This window comes from Agromyces sp. NPDC029043 (genome assembly GCF_055564615.1).
The window spans coordinates 649,335-664,015 of sequence record NZ_JBVHVX010000001.1 but is presented as its reverse complement, the minus strand read 5'-3'; the positions used below and the strand labels follow the sequence as shown (position 1 = coordinate 664,015).

19 protein-coding genes and 1 tRNA gene are annotated in these 14,681 nt (G+C 67.2%); 10 read left to right on the top strand and 10 right to left on the bottom strand.

From position 1 onward, the window contains the following. Positions 1 to 20 precede the first annotated feature (20 nt). From ACZ4TW_RS03225 to dcd, 5 genes are all read right to left on the bottom strand, one after another. On the bottom strand, positions 21 to 1,400 hold the full coding sequence (locus tag ACZ4TW_RS03225; RefSeq protein WP_465540052.1) for an O-antigen ligase family protein: 1,380 nt from the start codon (positions 1,398 to 1,400) through the stop codon (positions 21 to 23). Positions 1,401 to 1,455: 55 nt separating this feature from the next. Then, on the bottom strand, positions 1,456 to 1,722 hold the full coding sequence (locus tag ACZ4TW_RS03220) for a PqqD family protein (RefSeq protein WP_465540050.1): 267 nt from the start codon (positions 1,720 to 1,722) through the stop codon (positions 1,456 to 1,458). Then, positions 1,719 to 2,588, bottom strand: coding sequence for a nucleotidyltransferase family protein (locus ACZ4TW_RS03215; protein ID WP_465540047.1), 870 nt, complete (start codon positions 2,586 to 2,588; stop codon positions 1,719 to 1,721). The genes ACZ4TW_RS03220 and ACZ4TW_RS03215 overlap by 4 nt, the downstream gene beginning before the upstream one ends. Further along, a complete protein-coding gene (locus ACZ4TW_RS03210) occupies positions 2,585 to 3,652 on the bottom strand; it encodes a glycosyltransferase (protein ID WP_465540045.1) in 1,068 nt (355 codons plus the stop codon). The genes ACZ4TW_RS03215 and ACZ4TW_RS03210 overlap by 4 nt, the downstream gene beginning before the upstream one ends. A 129-nt stretch (positions 3,653 to 3,781) precedes the next feature. Beyond that, a complete protein-coding gene (gene dcd, locus ACZ4TW_RS03205; RefSeq protein WP_465540043.1) occupies positions 3,782 to 4,387 on the bottom strand; it encodes a dCTP deaminase in 606 nt (201 codons plus the stop codon). 105 nt (positions 4,388 to 4,492) lie between these two features. Here dcd and ACZ4TW_RS03200 point away from each other — a divergent pair. Further along, a tRNA-Gly gene (locus ACZ4TW_RS03200) sits at positions 4,493 to 4,563 on the top strand. A gap of 111 nt (positions 4,564 to 4,674) precedes the next feature. On the opposite strand, the gene ACZ4TW_RS03195 is transcribed toward ACZ4TW_RS03200, so the two are convergent. The 5 genes from ACZ4TW_RS03195 to ACZ4TW_RS03175 are packed head-to-tail and all read right to left on the bottom strand — an operon-like array spanning position 4,675 to position 9,106. After that, positions 4,675 to 5,787 (bottom strand): tyrosine-type recombinase/integrase, encoded by a 1,113-nt coding sequence (locus ACZ4TW_RS03195; protein WP_465540041.1) that lies wholly within the window; start codon positions 5,785 to 5,787, stop codon positions 4,675 to 4,677. A gap of 31 nt (positions 5,788 to 5,818) precedes the next feature. Then, positions 5,819 to 6,922, bottom strand: coding sequence for an alpha/beta fold hydrolase (locus tag ACZ4TW_RS03190; RefSeq protein ID WP_465540039.1), 1,104 nt, complete (start codon positions 6,920 to 6,922; stop codon positions 5,819 to 5,821). Then, positions 6,919 to 7,887, bottom strand: a complete 969-nt coding sequence (locus tag ACZ4TW_RS03185) for a hypothetical protein (RefSeq protein ID WP_465540037.1) — start codon at positions 7,885 to 7,887, stop codon at positions 6,919 to 6,921. The genes ACZ4TW_RS03190 and ACZ4TW_RS03185 overlap by 4 nt, the downstream gene beginning before the upstream one ends. Continuing rightward, entirely contained in the window at positions 7,884 to 8,444 is a 561-nt protein-coding gene (locus ACZ4TW_RS03180) for a hypothetical protein (RefSeq protein ID WP_465540035.1), read from the bottom strand. Before ACZ4TW_RS03180 ends, ACZ4TW_RS03185 begins: the two co-directional genes overlap by 4 nt. Positions 8,445 to 8,446: 2 nt before the next feature. Further along, positions 8,447 to 9,106, bottom strand: coding sequence for a helix-turn-helix domain-containing protein (locus tag ACZ4TW_RS03175; protein ID WP_465540033.1), 660 nt, complete (start codon positions 9,104 to 9,106; stop codon positions 8,447 to 8,449). 130 nt (positions 9,107 to 9,236) lie between these two features. Here ACZ4TW_RS03175 and ACZ4TW_RS03170 point away from each other — a divergent pair, with 130 nt between their 5' ends. The 9 genes from ACZ4TW_RS03170 to ACZ4TW_RS03130 all read left to right on the top strand — a co-directional run bounded on the left by ACZ4TW_RS03170 (position 9,237) and on the right by ACZ4TW_RS03130 (position 14,676). Beyond that, positions 9,237 to 9,479 carry a helix-turn-helix domain-containing protein gene (locus ACZ4TW_RS03170; protein WP_465540031.1) on the top strand — a complete coding sequence of 81 codons (243 nt, stop codon included), beginning with the start codon at positions 9,237 to 9,239 and terminating at the stop codon, positions 9,477 to 9,479. Next, a complete protein-coding gene (locus ACZ4TW_RS03165) occupies positions 9,476 to 9,766 on the top strand; it encodes a helix-turn-helix domain-containing protein (RefSeq protein ID WP_465540028.1) in 291 nt (96 codons plus the stop codon). The genes ACZ4TW_RS03170 and ACZ4TW_RS03165 overlap by 4 nt, the downstream gene beginning before the upstream one ends. Positions 9,767 to 9,865: 99 nt before the next feature. Further along, positions 9,866 to 10,138, top strand: a complete 273-nt coding sequence (locus ACZ4TW_RS03160) for a hypothetical protein (protein WP_465540027.1) — start codon at positions 9,866 to 9,868, stop codon at positions 10,136 to 10,138. Next, a complete protein-coding gene (locus ACZ4TW_RS03155) occupies positions 10,135 to 10,305 on the top strand; it encodes a hypothetical protein (protein WP_465540025.1) in 171 nt (56 codons plus the stop codon). The genes ACZ4TW_RS03160 and ACZ4TW_RS03155 overlap by 4 nt, the downstream gene beginning before the upstream one ends. Beyond that, positions 10,302 to 11,294 carry a ParB N-terminal domain-containing protein gene (locus tag ACZ4TW_RS03150; protein WP_465540024.1) on the top strand — a complete coding sequence of 331 codons (993 nt, stop codon included), beginning with the start codon at positions 10,302 to 10,304 and terminating at the stop codon, positions 11,292 to 11,294. The genes ACZ4TW_RS03155 and ACZ4TW_RS03150 overlap by 4 nt, the downstream gene beginning before the upstream one ends. 1 nt (position 11,295) lies before the next feature. After that, entirely contained in the window at positions 11,296 to 12,078 is a 783-nt protein-coding gene (locus tag ACZ4TW_RS03145) for a hypothetical protein (RefSeq protein ID WP_465540022.1), read from the top strand. Positions 12,079 to 12,112: 34 nt separating this feature from the next. Further along, entirely contained in the window at positions 12,113 to 13,267 is a 1,155-nt protein-coding gene (locus ACZ4TW_RS03140) for a hypothetical protein (protein ID WP_465540020.1), read from the top strand. Positions 13,268 to 13,286: 19 nt separating this feature from the next. Continuing rightward, positions 13,287 to 14,120, top strand: coding sequence for a hypothetical protein (locus tag ACZ4TW_RS03135; protein ID WP_465540018.1), 834 nt, complete (start codon positions 13,287 to 13,289; stop codon positions 14,118 to 14,120). A 61-nt stretch (positions 14,121 to 14,181) separates the two neighbouring features. After that, positions 14,182 to 14,676, top strand: a complete 495-nt coding sequence (locus ACZ4TW_RS03130; protein ID WP_465540016.1) for a hypothetical protein — start codon at positions 14,182 to 14,184, stop codon at positions 14,674 to 14,676. The last annotated feature ends 5 nt before the right edge of the window (positions 14,677 to 14,681 follow it).

The window sequence follows — 14,681 nt, the reverse complement described above, 5'->3', positions numbered from 1 at the left end:
CGTGGCGGTGTCGCCCGCCGCTACGAGCCCGCGACGCTCCCCGCGTGACGGCCTCGGGGCGCGGCATGGCGCCCCGCCCGGTCGGGCTCGCCGTCGGGGCGCGCCCGTTCATCGAGCGCCATCGCGCCGAGGCAGATGCCCGCGATCACGAACGGCACCGACACCTGCACGGCCGTCCAGAACAGGTCGAACTGGCCCTGCGCCAGGCGTGAGAGCAGGATGGCGACCGCCAGCGTGCCGTAGCGCGGGTCGACGTGCCACAGCACCAGGGTCATCCCAACCCACATCACGGCGAAGCCGAGCAGGCCCACCAGCCCCGCGGTGACGAGCACCTCCATCTCGGCCTGCGGAGGCTGGAACAGCGACGGGTCCTGGTACCAGTAGCGGAGCCCGTGGCCGAAGACGGGTGACTCCCGCCAGAGGTGGTACACCTCGCGGAACCAGTTGATCCGCTGGAAGACGGAGTTGTACTGGTTCTGCGAGGCGATCTGGTCGGCGACCATCGACACGATGAGCAGGACGGCCGGCACGATGAGGACGAGCATGAATCGCGACTTGCCCGTCACGCGGCGGCGGATCACGGCCACGAGGACCGCGACCATCAACCCGATGAGGGCCTGCCGCGACTGGGTGAGCAGGATCGCCACGATCATCAGCCAGAACACCGCCGTCGCCGCCCGCTTCGGCCAGTCGAACCAGTCGGGGTTGATGTACACGATCACCGCGATGAAGGCGAGGACGGTGCCGACGAAGTTCTTGTGCATCTCGAACGGGAAGACGAGGTAGACCGCGCCGAAGTCGCCGCGCGCGTACTGGATGAGCCCGTGGACGATGGTGAGGATCGCCAGCCCGCATCCGGTGAGGATCATCAGCTTGAGCGTGAGCCTCGCGTGCCCGGCGGCGCCGAGCGCCCAGCCCACGATGAGCGCCCCGGAGACGAGAAGCCAGGAGTGGAACCACTCGATGGTGTTCGCCATGAACGGGTTGACGATGACGGTGAAGAGCGTCGTGAACTGGTAGATGAGGTTGAGCCACAGCAGCTGGCGCAGTGGTGCGCTGTACGGCCGGCGGCCGAGTAGCAGTGCCGAGCCGAACGCCGCGGCGAGCGCGACATCCGATACCGAGAGGCCCCCGCCGCCGAATCCGACGCGCTGCACGATGAACAGGCCCGGCGTGGCGACGAGTGCGATCGCGAGCGGCTGGGAGTGGGTCACGACGGCCGCGACGATGAGCGCCGCCAGCGCGACCGCCATCATCGGCGCGTTCTGCACGCCCTGGTCGAGCAGGATGTACACGGATGCCACGGCGCCGGCGGCCATGAGCACCCATCGCCAGGCGCTCGCCCACCAGTCGGCGATCCGACTGCGCCAGATCAGCGCGCGGAGGCTCGTCGAACCCATGGTCACGTCCCTTTGGTGAGAATCGCTCCAGTATCGCAGGTGACCGCTCGACGGGTCACACGGGACCGGGTTCGAGGAGTCCGCGCGCGACGAGGTCGTCGACGAACGCATCGACGTCGGCGCGCACGGTCTCGGCTTCCGCGCCCGTGAATCCGGCCACCTCGTCGGCGATCGCGGCGCGGTCGACGCGGCATGCGGCATCCCAGATGACCGCGGCCACGTCCTGCAGGACGGCGATGGGACCGCCCGGCAGGATCGCCGCGTAGACCGTCCCCTCGTCCTCGATCACCGCGACGTCGTCGCGCGGCCGGAGCCCTGTCACCGCGGGGCTCCCCGGCGCAGCAGCGTCCGCCAGGCCTCGCCGGCCGCGCGCACAGGGCGTGCGGCGAACTCCACGGCGATCTCGCGCCGGCTCGGCCGGTGGCCCAGCCGGTACGCGAGGTGCTCGACGTTCACGAGCGGCGCGCGCGCCGCGATGCGCACCGCCTCGGCCAGCGACGGCGCGGCGCGCACCCGCGCCCACCACTCCTCGGACCGGGTGCCGCCGCGTGACACGACCTTCCAGAGCCGGTAGTCGCGCTCGCCGCGGAACTCGTCGAGGCCGCCCACCGATGCGGCGAACGCGACGTGCGCGCCGAGCTCGTCGACGAGCTCGCGGATCTCGGCGCGACGCTCCTCGGGCGCATCGCCCCATGCGAGCGGCACGTCCCATCCGTTCCCCCCGCTCGACCTTGCCGCGTTGAGCACGAGCAGCAGCGCCTGCGCGGGCACGCTCGGCACGTGGCATCCGACACCGGCGATCTGGGTCTCGTGCCGATCGGCCCAGAGCCGGTCGAAGGCGCGAGCCGGCTCCAGCCGGATGCCGGGGAAGAACCGGTGGATGTCGATGTACCCCCACGCGTCGTGCAGGTAGGTCTGCGCGTGCCCGAAGGGCGAGCCGTAGTCGAACGTGCTGAAGAGGCGCCATCCGTGCTCCCGCAGTGCGTGATCGAGCCGGTCGACGTGCTCGGGCCGCGCGAGCACGTCGACGTCGCTCCCGCCGCTCGCGGCCGGACGCAGCGACGGGTCGACCGCCGCGCCCTTGATGTGGAGCAGGTCGACCCCGACGCTATCGGCGAGGTACTGCACGGCGGCATGCCCGAATCGAAGGCGCACCGAAAGCGGCACGCTGACCTCGGATTCGCTCACGCCCGCTGCACCACCTCTTCCATCACTCTAGCGAGCCGGGCGAGATGCGCCTCGCGACCGAACCGCGTGCCCCACGCCCGGCACGACGCCGGGTCGATCTCGCGGGCGAGGCGGATGGCGGTGGCCAGGTCTTCCGGCGTGGGCGAGGCCGCATGGAACCCGTTCTCGCCGTCGGCCACGGTCTCGAGGTAGCCGCCCGCGGCGACGACCGCCGCCGGAGTGCCCTCGAGCGCGGCCTCGACGATGGTCAGCCCGAAGTCCTCGCGAGCGGCGCCGACGATGACCTCGGCCCGCCGGTACAGCCAGCACAGCTCCTCGTCGTCGACGCGGCCGAGCCCGTGGACGCCCTCCTCGGGCCGGTCGAGGTGCTCGGAACCCGACCCGGCGACGACGATCGGCAGGCCGGCGACCTTCGCCGCCGCGACCGCGAGCGGCACGTTCTTGTACCCGCGATCGCGTGCCACGCAGAGCGCGAACGCCTCGGGCAGGGCGCGGCCGGGTCGCCGGGCCCGGTCGGACACGGGCTCGGCCGGCGGATTGACCACGACCGCGTCGATCCCGTAGACCGCGCGCACCCGATCGCGCGTCACCACCGAGTTGGCCACCACGGCTTCGGCGCGGCGCATCGCCTCGCGGTCGCCGTGGCGCAGCAGCGGGGTGCTCGCCTTCAGGCCGGCTCGACGGAACGGACTGAGCCGCAGGCGATAGTCCTCCGCGGCGTAGAGCCACCGCGCCGGGCTGTGCACGTAGACGACGTGCGGCATCCCGTACCGGAAACGGTGGGCCCAGCCGCTGCTCGAGACGAGCGCGAGGTCGCCGCCGGTGACCCTGGTGCGCGCCGCGATCGACGGCAGTGCCGGCAGCATCCGCTCGACCTGGTGATTCAGCGACGGGGGGATGGCGGCCCGCACGTCGATCGAACGGAACTCGTCGAACGTGGCCTCGGGCGCGTACGCGAGCGTGTGCATCGCCTTCGGCCGGAAGGCGTCGACCCACGTGGCGACGACCCGCTCGGCTCCCCCGAACTGCACGAGGTAGTCGTGGGCGAGGACGATCTCGGGCACGGGCCTCCTCTCCCTCGAGCGGCTCACCGCGCTGCGTCATCGGGTGCTGACAGCGCGATCGGATGTCGCGTCTGGGGAATCCTACGTCCGCCGAAAGGAGGACAGGAAGCCGTGTGACGACGTGCGGGGTCAGCCGCCGGTCGAGCCGGCGTCGGTCACACCGACATCCGCCCTGCTGAAGTTCTGGAACGAGCGCGACGCGGTCGGCCCCCGCTGGCCCTGGTACCGCGACGAATAGGCGGGCGACCCGTACGGCCGCTCGCTCGGCGACGACAGCCGGAAGAAGCAGAGCTGCCCGATCTTCATGCCCGGCCACAGCTTGATCGGCAGGGTCGCGACGTTGCTCAGCTCGAGGGTCACGTGGCCAGTGAAGCCCGGATCGATGAACCCGGCCGTCGAGTGCGTCAGCAGGCCGAGGCGCCCGAGCGAGCTCTTGCCCTCGAGCCGGGCGGCGATGTCGTCGGGCAGGGTGACGGCCTCGAACGTCGCGGCGAGCACGAACTCGCCCGGGTGCAGGATGAACGGCTCGTCGGGCCGCACGTCGATGAGGTGCGTCAGCTCGGGCTGGTGCTCGGCCGGATCGATGAACGGGTACTTGTGGTTGTCGAACAGGCGGAAGTAGCGGTCGAGGCGCACGTCGATGCTGCTCGGCTGGATCATCGACGGGTCGTACGGGTCGAGCTTGACCCGCTCACGCTCGAGTTCGGCCCTGATATCGCGATCCGAGAGAAGCACGGTGCCAGCCTACGGCCGCCGGTCGGATGGCGCCGCCCACGGCGATGCGTACGGGGCCGTCGGGCTTGCTACGATGGTCACCGCTGCATCCACCGGATGCCGCGCGCCGATGTAGTTCAATGGTAGAACTTCTGCTTCCCAAGCAGACAGCGCGGGTTCGATTCCCGTCATCGGCTCTGATCAGGACTTTTACCGCTCCTCGGCCGGCGCTGTTTCGATTGCAAAGCGCGCTAGTGGTCACTTAGTGGTCACAATTAAATGCCCGATGCACCCGGGTCAGCGAGGGCCTACGACGCTGAGGCGCTGCCGCCAAGGGCATCGAGGCGCATCGAGAAATCGCTCCGGTCGATCTTCTGGGGAACGTAGAACCGTGAGGTGATGCGAGAGCTCGAGTGACCGAGCTGCTCGCTCGCTGCTTCGATGTCCTCTGCTGCCTCGAGGTAGGTCGCAACCGCCTTGCGACACGAGGTGGGCGTCATCCACTCGAGCTCGGTGCCTCGGACCGCGAGTGCCCACTGCGTCCGGATGTTCTCCGGCCAGCGAACGGCACCACCTGACGCGGGGAAGACCAGATCGCAATACGCATCGAGACGCCGCCTGGTGAGCACCTCGAGCGCGAAGGTCGGCAGCTTCAGCCGGCGAGTCGAGGAGTCCGTCTTGGGCCGCTCCTGGATGATCGCGCCCTGACCGGGAGACCGAATGATGGTGGCTCGGATCGTCACCGTGCGATTCCCCAGGTCGATATCTCGCCACCGGAGCGCGAGCACTTCGCCGATTCGTGCCCCCGTCGCGATCAGGATGTCGCCGATGTCCCCGAGGTCGCGGATCACCAGTCCCCTTGAACTCTCGCGTCGATCATGGGCCGCAAGCAGTTCCCGGAGCAGGTGGATCTCGTCGAGGGTAGGAGCGACCACTTCCTTCCTCCGCCGGGGAGGACCTTTCAGCATGGTGGCTGGACTTGTATCGAGAGCGCCATGCCGGACTGCCAGTGAGAACATCCCGTTGAGAACCACGATGAGCATGCGTGCAGCGCCGGGACCTGATTTGTCCGCCACGCCATTCACTAGCCGCTGCAGACGCGGGACGCTGCACTCATGAAGCCGGAGCTCAGCGCTCGGCTCCACGTGGCTGCGGATCGTGGAGGCGTAACGGACGACTGTGGCGATCGCCTTCTCTTCGCGTTTGATGTCGTCCATCCAATGGGCTGCCAGCGCACCAAGCGTCGACTCGCGCGTCAGTATCTCGAACGTTGGCGTTAGTCGCTCCTTCAAAGCCTTCGTGAGATTTCTCTCGGCCTCCGCGTACGTACGGCCGGTTCGGATCATCTTGCGCCGCTTCCCGTCACCGTCCCGAAAGTAGACGAGCGCTGCCGGCTTTCCATTGCGGAGGAGTCGCTGCATCCGCCCCCAACTCTCAAGCTCGAGCGGGGGCCTACCGCGCCCCATATTCGACTCCCCCGTCATCGAGGCGGCCAAGCCATTCACGAATCTCGCGCCCGAACAGCTCCGGATCCCGGTTCCACTCCAACGTGTGCGGAGTCGGCAGGAACTCGACAAGGTGGACATCACCGAAGGCTGCGACGGCCGATCGAGTGATCTCGATCGGGACGGTCGTATCGCCGCGCGAGTGGAAGATGAGCGTTCGAGGCGCCGAAGCGAGATCAAGACCGTCGCCGATCGGCCGGTCGATCCCGGCCAGCCGGCACACCAGCGGGGTCGAGAGAACGGCGGCCGCGGCCGCGATAAGGGCCTTCGGAAGTCGTTGTCGGGCTGCGACCAGCCGGACCACATGGAGGAGGTCGAACATCGGAGAGATCAGGACCACGCCAGCAACGTCTGGCCGGCGGTCAGCTGCGTCCAGCACCAGTCGCGCGCCGTACGACCAGCCGACCATGACGACCCGCGTCGCGCCCAGGTGCATCGCATGTTCGATCGCTGCGACCACCCGACGAACGTGTTCGACCGCCATGCCCCGGCCGCGCTTGTCGATATCGGCGCTGGCTTCGAGCGACACGATCGTGGATGGGTAGCCCGCCTCGCGGACGGACTCGACCGATCGAAGCGTCGAGCTCGGTGCAGCGCCCATTCCGTGGACGTGAACGAACCAGAGATCGCGCTCCGTCGCTGTCTCCGGCATCAGGTCCCAGTGGACGAAGGAGATCCCTTCCACCTCCCCCGAGTAAGCGATGGCCGATCGCGCAAGCGAGCTCTCTCGGCCGAAGACGTCGCCCACGAAGTCAACATCCGCTGCCCCGTCGAGATCGCAGTGCTCCACTTTGCGCTCGACGAAAGCAGCGTCCACCCGCACGATCTCCTGCACGCGGAAGAGTCGGCGCCCGAGCTTCAGGCCGAAGGTCCGAGGCTGCAGCGTGGCATCCATTCGAGGGAGCACTACCGTACCTGCATCGGCACGGAATTCAGCATGCATCGGCCGCCGCCGACCGAGCACGGCGTATCGTGCAACGGCAATGCCCGCGATTGCGGACGCGACTGCGCCGCCTGCCGCAACGGCTCCGATCCCGGCCAGCCGGCTCATCGTGCCGCCATCCGGAAGAGGTCGTCAGGGATGGCGATGTGGTCGTGAGCGAGGCGAAGGTGCTCCACCTCGTCTTCGCTCAGTGCAAGTTCTCCCCCGGACCTGAACCGAGCGTCCTCGATCTCCACGACCATTCGATGCAGCTGCATCTCATGGTCATCGTCGCTAAGCGCGCTCGGCAGCGCCGAGCCCGACACGACCCGCGTCCACAATGGCTCGAGCTGCTTGATCAGCCCAGCGGTGTGCCGACCGCGCCAATGCCGAGATACGAAGCGCGCCGCTGCGGGGATCGCGAGCCCAGTGCAAAGCAGCGCCATCACGACGAAGAACATCGGGCTGTAGAGACTCTGCAGAAATCGGAGGGTGCCCCGCCATCCCATGAGATGCGACAGGTTCATTCCGATCACGTCGACGACCAGGCCGATGCCGACGACGCAGCCGACTGCGAACATCGTGAACCCGATCGAGCTCGCTCGAGTCGTGAGCCTCGATCGGTTCTGAAGGATGACGACCCCGGTGTATCCCAGCACCAGACCGAGATACACAAACTGAACCGAGTTGTAGACGGCGGCTGGCCACTGACCGCCGAAGTCGATCATGAACCGCGTCGACGAGTGCCCCATGTCGATGAAGGCGAACGCCACCACCATCACGCACCCCGCAACCACGAGCAGCCAGACCGGCCATACGCCCTTGCGATCCTGCACGCCACGAACGGAGACGATGGCAGCCGCGGAGAGGAAGTACGTGCCCGTGATGAGTGCGCCATCCGAGATGAAGGTCGTGAGGTTGCGTTCCCCGAGCATGCGGTCGACGGTGAGGTACACCTCATCGATGTTGAGGAACATCGCCAGCGTGATGAGCGCGGACGCGTACAGGATCATCTGGCTCCGGCGGTGGCGCACGGTGAGGAACTGCACGACGGTCAGCAGCGCCATGAGGGCGGTGACGGCTACCTGTGTCATCCGAAATGCTCCTCGAGCGGATGCCGGCGAGGCCGACGAATCGCGGCTGCGAGACGATCGGCGAGGCGCTCTGCCTCGACCTCCGTCTCGTCTTCGAAGGCGACCCGACCAAAGATCGCGTCGCCACGCTCCAGGCGAATATTGGGCACGAACCGGGCGAGCTGGCCGACGCTACCCGGCGACGATTCGTCGTGGCGGAGAAGGACATGGCTGAGCTCGTGAAGCACGCACTGCAACCGGTGCAACGGCGAGGTCTCCGGCACGTAGAAGATGTGATGCATCCCCTGCCGCCTCACCACGAGGCCGCACGTCGACGTCCCCCGCAGCGTCTCAAGCGGAGTGATATTGACCTTCGTGCCGCGTTCGCGTTCGACGTACGCGACGATCGCATCGAGCGAGCAATCGTCCTCGAACGGAAGTGCCGAGAAACTGGCATCGGCTCGCGTGACGGCACTCGAGAGTTGCACTCGCTCGTCTGCGGCGACGACGTCACCCTGACTGCGAACCAACTCCACCGGCGAACGGAAATGTAGGGCTCCCCTGTCGCGCCGGCGCATGCTCAACGTTCCTCGTGCCGAAGACTCGAGGTGATCGCCCGGAGAGTCTCGGGCGTGATGTCGTCGCTGCCTCGAGCGGCGAGGCCTTCGACCTTGCTCTCGTGCAGCGCACGGAGGAAGTCGAGCTGCGCCTCGATCCGAACGACCTCGGGGTCGCCAGCGGCGCCAGTGAGGTAGACGCCATCGATGCCGAGCACGTCGGCGATGGCTTCGAGCGATTGACGGCCGGGAGCGCGCATGGCACTCCCCTCGAGCAGCTCGGCCCACTCTTCCTGGCTGAACCGGACTCCGCGCTCAAGCAGCAGCGGTGCGATCTCCTTGTACCCGTGCGCAGAGCCGCGACCCCGTGCAAGCACCGAGACCAGGAGCGCGATGCGCCGGCCGACCTCGCTGGGATTCGGCTCATCCCCGCCGTCAGCTTCGTCGAATGTGAGCTGCCCAGACGGCGCGCGGGACTCGGCCGCGAGGCGGGCCCCTGCACGGTCGACCAAAGCTGCTGGATCGACGTCGAGTGCCATCGCGACGTCGTAGAGGACGGGCACTGGCATGTCTCGGTGGTTGTTCAGGTACCGCAGAAGCGTCCCATGGAAGATGCCCGCTCGCTCCGCGAGCTGCTTGACCGTCACGTTGCGCATGCTGCGTTCGGCGCGAAGCTCAGTCATCAGACAGCGATTGAACTCTGTGCCCGAAGTCTCCATACGGATCACTTTATGCGTCCGTTTGGGTGCTTAGTGAGCCATTGTGAGAGCAAGTTTGCTTGCGCTTCCCGTTTGGGAACCATACGCTACCCATATGGGAAGCAGTGAGATTCGGACAAACGTAGCCGAACGCGTGAGGTCAGCGCTGAAGACGCAGGGGCGGAGCCAGCTCTCGCTGTCGCTCGAGATCGGCATTCCGAATACGACCCTCGGCCGGAAGCTGGCCGGTCACATCGACTTCACCGTGTCAGAGGTCTTCGCGATCGCCAGAGCGTTGAGCGTACCGGCCTCGGATCTGCTCCCAGACACCCAGCCGAGGAATGTGGAGAACCGATGAGCGACAAGGTCACGTTGAAGCGCCTGCTGGACGAGGCGCGCAGGTGTCTGTCCGGGGCGGACGAAGCACTTGAGCGCTTCGTTGAAGACCACCGTGTCGGTGAAGTCCTGGACTCCACGCGCGCCGCCGAATATTGCGGACTTGCAAAGGGCACGCTCTACAACCTCGCCTCGAGGCGTGAGGGACCGGTGCAGCACAAGCACGGCCGGAAGACGGTCTACTACCCCGTCGATCTCGACGTCTACCTGTTCTCTCGGGTTCAGCCCATCCTCGCCGACGCAGCGTGACGCTACGTCGACATCCGATCACCACCAAAGAGATGGCCCCCCGTTGCAGCGGGGGGCCAAGATTCCGTTTCGCCGGGAAGCAAGAGGAGGAATCAGTCCATGTTCAAGATTATCAGCGAGGCGCACCGCGCCGCCGTCGACGTGAGGGCGGCATCGATCAGCAGGTCTGCCACGCCGTTCAAGCGCTCGGAGGTCGAGCAACTCGGGGCTCTCGCCGAGCGAATCCGCGAAACGACCCACGGCCTCTGGTGCGGGTCAGCCTCCCCCTCCACGCCAGCGGCGGGATGCACCTCGCTCGCGTGCGCTTGGGTGGCGTGGGATATCGCCCGCGACGTCCATGCCGAGCTGCAGCGGTTCGGAGCTGCGGCATGACCGCCGAGGAGTGGGCAAAGATCCGTGCCCACGGCCGACGATGGCTCTACTTCGGCGCCGAACGGCGTGTGGTTCGGGTCATCCGTTGGTATCCCTCGGGTGTGCGCGTTCAATTCACGGATACCGGCGAGGAGTCGACGGTTCACCCGGAAGGACTGAGCGCATGACCGCCATTCAGCCCAGGCCGCCGCGGAACCGCACCGATGAGGTGAATCCGGTTACCTGGGCGGACGTCCACGCGATCGTGCTTCCGCACGATCGTTCGAGGAAGGAGCCGGACCCGACGGTCGTCGATCGCCTCGCTCGCTCGCTCGCGGATGTCGGGCTCCTCATGCCGATCGGCGTGACGCCGCGCAACGTCCTCATCTTCGGAAGCACTCGCCTGGCTGCCGCGAAGAAGCTCGGTTGGCAGCAGATCGAAGCTCGTGAGTTCGAATCGGCCGACGACCCTGAGGTGCGACGCCTGATGGAGTGGGAAGAGAACGACGCCCGTCAGGATCTGTCTCTCGAGGAACAGCTCGCGTTCAAGCGCGATGTGCTCGATCCGATTCTGACCGCGCGAGCGAAGGCAGCGCAGCAGGCGGGCGCGGCGAGTACGAACCATCGGCGATGGGGCTCGCCCGTCGGCGGTGGAAACTTGCCACCCGCGAACGACGCGGTCATCTCAGCGGCGGCGCTCGTCGCGCGCGCTGATGTCGTATCGGAGCGACCTGCAGCGGCGACGCTGCAGGCATCTGGCAAGTCCCGGGACCTGATGAGTCACTACCTTGGCGTCTCTGGGCGGACGATGGAGAAATTCGAGCGCCTCGCGGAGTGGTCGGAGGATCCGTCTCTTCCCGAGCCGATTCGTCAGGAAGCGAGTCGGGCTCGAGACCGAGCGAACACCCTAGGCAAGGTCGACGGCGAGTACAAGCGCATTCGGGCACTCGTAGAACCTCCCATCGTCGCTGAGCCGTCCGCTGCGGTGATCGCCGAGACCCAGCTGACCCGGGGGTTCAGCACCTTCGAGCGCTTGCTCGAAGATCACCCGCCGGCCGAGATTGCCGCACAGCTGTCGGAAGGCAGCTGGCGTGGCCTTGCCTCGGTCCTGCGGCGGGCGATGGAGTGGGGGCGAGATGCTCAAGCCTCGCGAACCACTACTGGGGAGGTGACCTGAGATGCAGCAGTGGTCCGGGAACCGGTTGAAGGCGGTCGTCATGGCCGCGACCTCAGTCGGGCGTGACTTCTGGTCATCGGCCGATTGTGCTGAGCTGGTCGACCAAGTCGATAAGTACCTCTCCGGCCAGATCTCGCGCTCGGTTCGAGCGAAGCTTGGATACGCGATCGAGCGTGACGAGGTGACGAACACCGTCCTTGTGCGCCTTGCGGAAGCAAGCACCGGGCAGGCGCTCGCGTCAGGCATGCTCAGCTCGCGAGACCCGTGGGCATACCTGGCCAAGTGCGCCGGGATGTGGGCGATCGGGCAGGCCGGCCACCGGGTAGGTGAGCTCGACGCACTGGTTCACCTGCCGGGCGTTGCCACCTCCGCCGCAGATGCCGGCATCGATCCTGCGCATGGGCTGACGCCACTTCCCGTCGTCATCGAGAAGACGGCGACGACCGTCGAGGCGTTCGTCGACGATGCGGCCGAGCGGTCGTATCGAGCCGCCGTCAGGTGGTTCGCCGAGAACCCCCCGACGCATCAGGGCCACGGACACGCTGAGGCGCGCCGCGCCCCTGAGTTCGCGCGGATGGGTTTCGCGCCTGATGAGGTCGCCGCGCTCGCTCGCGTCACATGGGGTGGCCGGCCGAACATGCACGTCACAAGCCTCTTTCGCGCCTTCCTCCTTGATGACGCCTTCGATCCGCATGCCTCCCGGCCACACCGCTTGGCCCTGATGAACATGCGCGCCGCTCTCGCCCGAGCAGGCGTCCAGGTGGATCAGGGCCGTGCGGCCTGATGCAAGCAGAGTCTGAATCGAGAGGGATCACGACATGAGACGGGAAACCGAGTTCGTGCGCCCAGAACTCGCGTTCGAGCGCGACTTCCTCCAGGTGCGCAATTGGTGGGTGCGGGATAAGCGGATCGTCGGGAACGCGTCGTCGATCTTCTTCTATCTCCTCTCGCACCGGTCCGACTTCCGGGTGACCCAGTCCAAGGTGATGCGCGATCTCGGCCTCGGCAAGGATGCGTACCTCGCCGCGCGGCGGAAACTGGAGGCAGCCGGCTACCTCGAGGTCGTGGTGCACCGGTATGCCCCGGGCGAGGTTGATGAGCTCGGCGCGCCGATCGGCGGTCAGAAATGGACGGAGCTCATCGTCTGCGACCCAGAGGCGCCGACCGAGCTGCTCCCCGCCGACCGTCACCAATCGACCGATGCCGACGCTCCCGCGATGAAGGTTGGAGCCTCGGCGGATATTCCGCCAAGGGCCCGATCTGGCATGGGAGAGTCGCGGCCTCAGCCCTCGGCGGAAAAGCCGCGCTGGCCTTCGCCGGGCTTGGTACCGGCGGGCGCGGCCGGCGAAAGTCCACGTGATCACTGTTCGAAGCCCTCGGCGGGAGACCCGGCGCCGGATCATCCGCCGCTTAAACAAGACCAAGCCCAAGAACACTCTTCGTCGTCTCTCGCATTCACGACCATCGCCGGTCGTGAACATCGTGCGACGGCCGCGCCGGACGACGACGACGAATCTGTAGCCGAGTCCGACCCGGCGCTCGCAGAGCGGCTCGCTGCGCTTGACTCACGGCTCCGCCTCGGCGAACTTCTCGATCGCCTGGCCCAACATCATCCCGAGGTGGCAATCGGCGTCATCGATCTGCCCCGTGCAGCCGATGACATCCTTGGCGCCGCTCCCCGACGCGTCGGGAATCCCGTCGCGTACGTTGCCTCGTCTCTCGCCGCCGAGCCCTGGCGTTGGGTCCGCGCCGAAGATCTCGATGGGGCTGGCTCCGCGAGCGCGAAGCCAGCATCGCGGCTGGAGCGGACACCGCGAAGGCCGCCGACTGGCGCCGAGTGCGCCGCGGCCGGGCATCGCTGGATCGGCGAGTTCGACGAGTCCTGCGCCTGGTGCGGGACGGAACGACCGCACTGGCGGGATGACCGCGACGCGGCACTCGCGGTCACCGCACCGTCACGATCGAAGGGATGACGCGATGAGCGCGAAGAACGTGAAGAACGTGAAGAACGTGAAGCGCACGTGGGGCAGCGTGATGTCGCTCGTGCTGCCGCTCGTCGTCGTCGGCGCCTCCGCCATGGCGATCAGCTACGCGACACTCATCGATGTCGCGCGCGTCAACGGCATGCCCTTGCCGGAGCTGTTCCCGATCCTCATTGACGTTGGAACCGTCGCTTGCATGGTCGCCGCGGCGCAGTTCCGAACGCTCGGTATCAACGGTCGCTGGCTCGCGTACGCGACGTTCTTCGCCCTGTCGGCGATCTCGGTGTTCGCGAACGCGACGCATGCGCTCGGCGCCGCTGACCTGACCTCGACCACGCTAGGCGTCGCAATCATGCTCGCAGCGACGCCGCCGGCCGCGCTCGTCGCGATCACGCATCTCGTCATGAAGCTCGTCCCCGACATTAAGGAACGGGAACGGATCGCGGCAGCGAGCGCGACTCGCGACGGCGCTCGTCATGACGCGGCCGGGCGAGCGTCGCAACGTGACGCGGGCGCCCGCGACAACGCGAGGACAGCCCGAGCGAATGCGCCAACCAGCACGACGCAGTCTGTCGCGGTTGCGACGACCGCGACAGACGCGGATGACGCCGACACGCACGCCACAGCGAACGACTCTGTCGCGCGACACAGGAAGGCTCTGACGCCAGCTCCCGCCCCGCAGACGTCGACGGGATCTTGGAGCGTCGATACACGAATCCGCGAGGCGCTTGAGCAGGGCTTGACGCCGTCAGGGCGCGAAGTCGCCGACTGGCTCGGCGGCAAGTCGACTCGCACCGGACAGCGGTACCTCGCCGCCTACCTCGAGCGCGAGAACGCGGCCTGAGCGGCGCTCTGCCACCTTTGCCGTTTGCTGCCTACTGCGCGAGCGGCGGGATCGGTGAGGCGTGTACGAGGACGAGCTTGGGCCAGGCGACCACAACACGAGTGAGCCCGACCCTGTCGCGCCCGTCACCGAGGGCGGCGGGCTGAATCCACCGATCGATTGGTGGACGCTCAGTGCGTCAGAGCGCCGCGCCCAACTGAACCGCGCATGGTCGTTCGCGCAGCGATTGGTGCGGTCCTACCGGCTCCCTGGCGAGATCGTGCCGCCGTGTTGGTTCCGGCACGACGAAATGGTTCAGGAGCTCCTCGCGCTCATGCAGTTCCGCAATGAGCAGCAGTTCATCGAGCAGCAATCCCCCGGGGCGGCGCTCGACTTCCACTATCACCTCGGTCTGTGGATCACGAGGATGCGCGGGTGGGTACTCGAGGCCGGATGCAAGCCGAATGAGCACCTCGAGAAGGCTCACCCCATGTGGGTCGTGCCGGACAGTTCGGCCGCGGTCGCGGTTGAGCGTGATTTCGACGAGGTGCTTCGGCGAATGGCGAATCAGGAGTAGAGAAC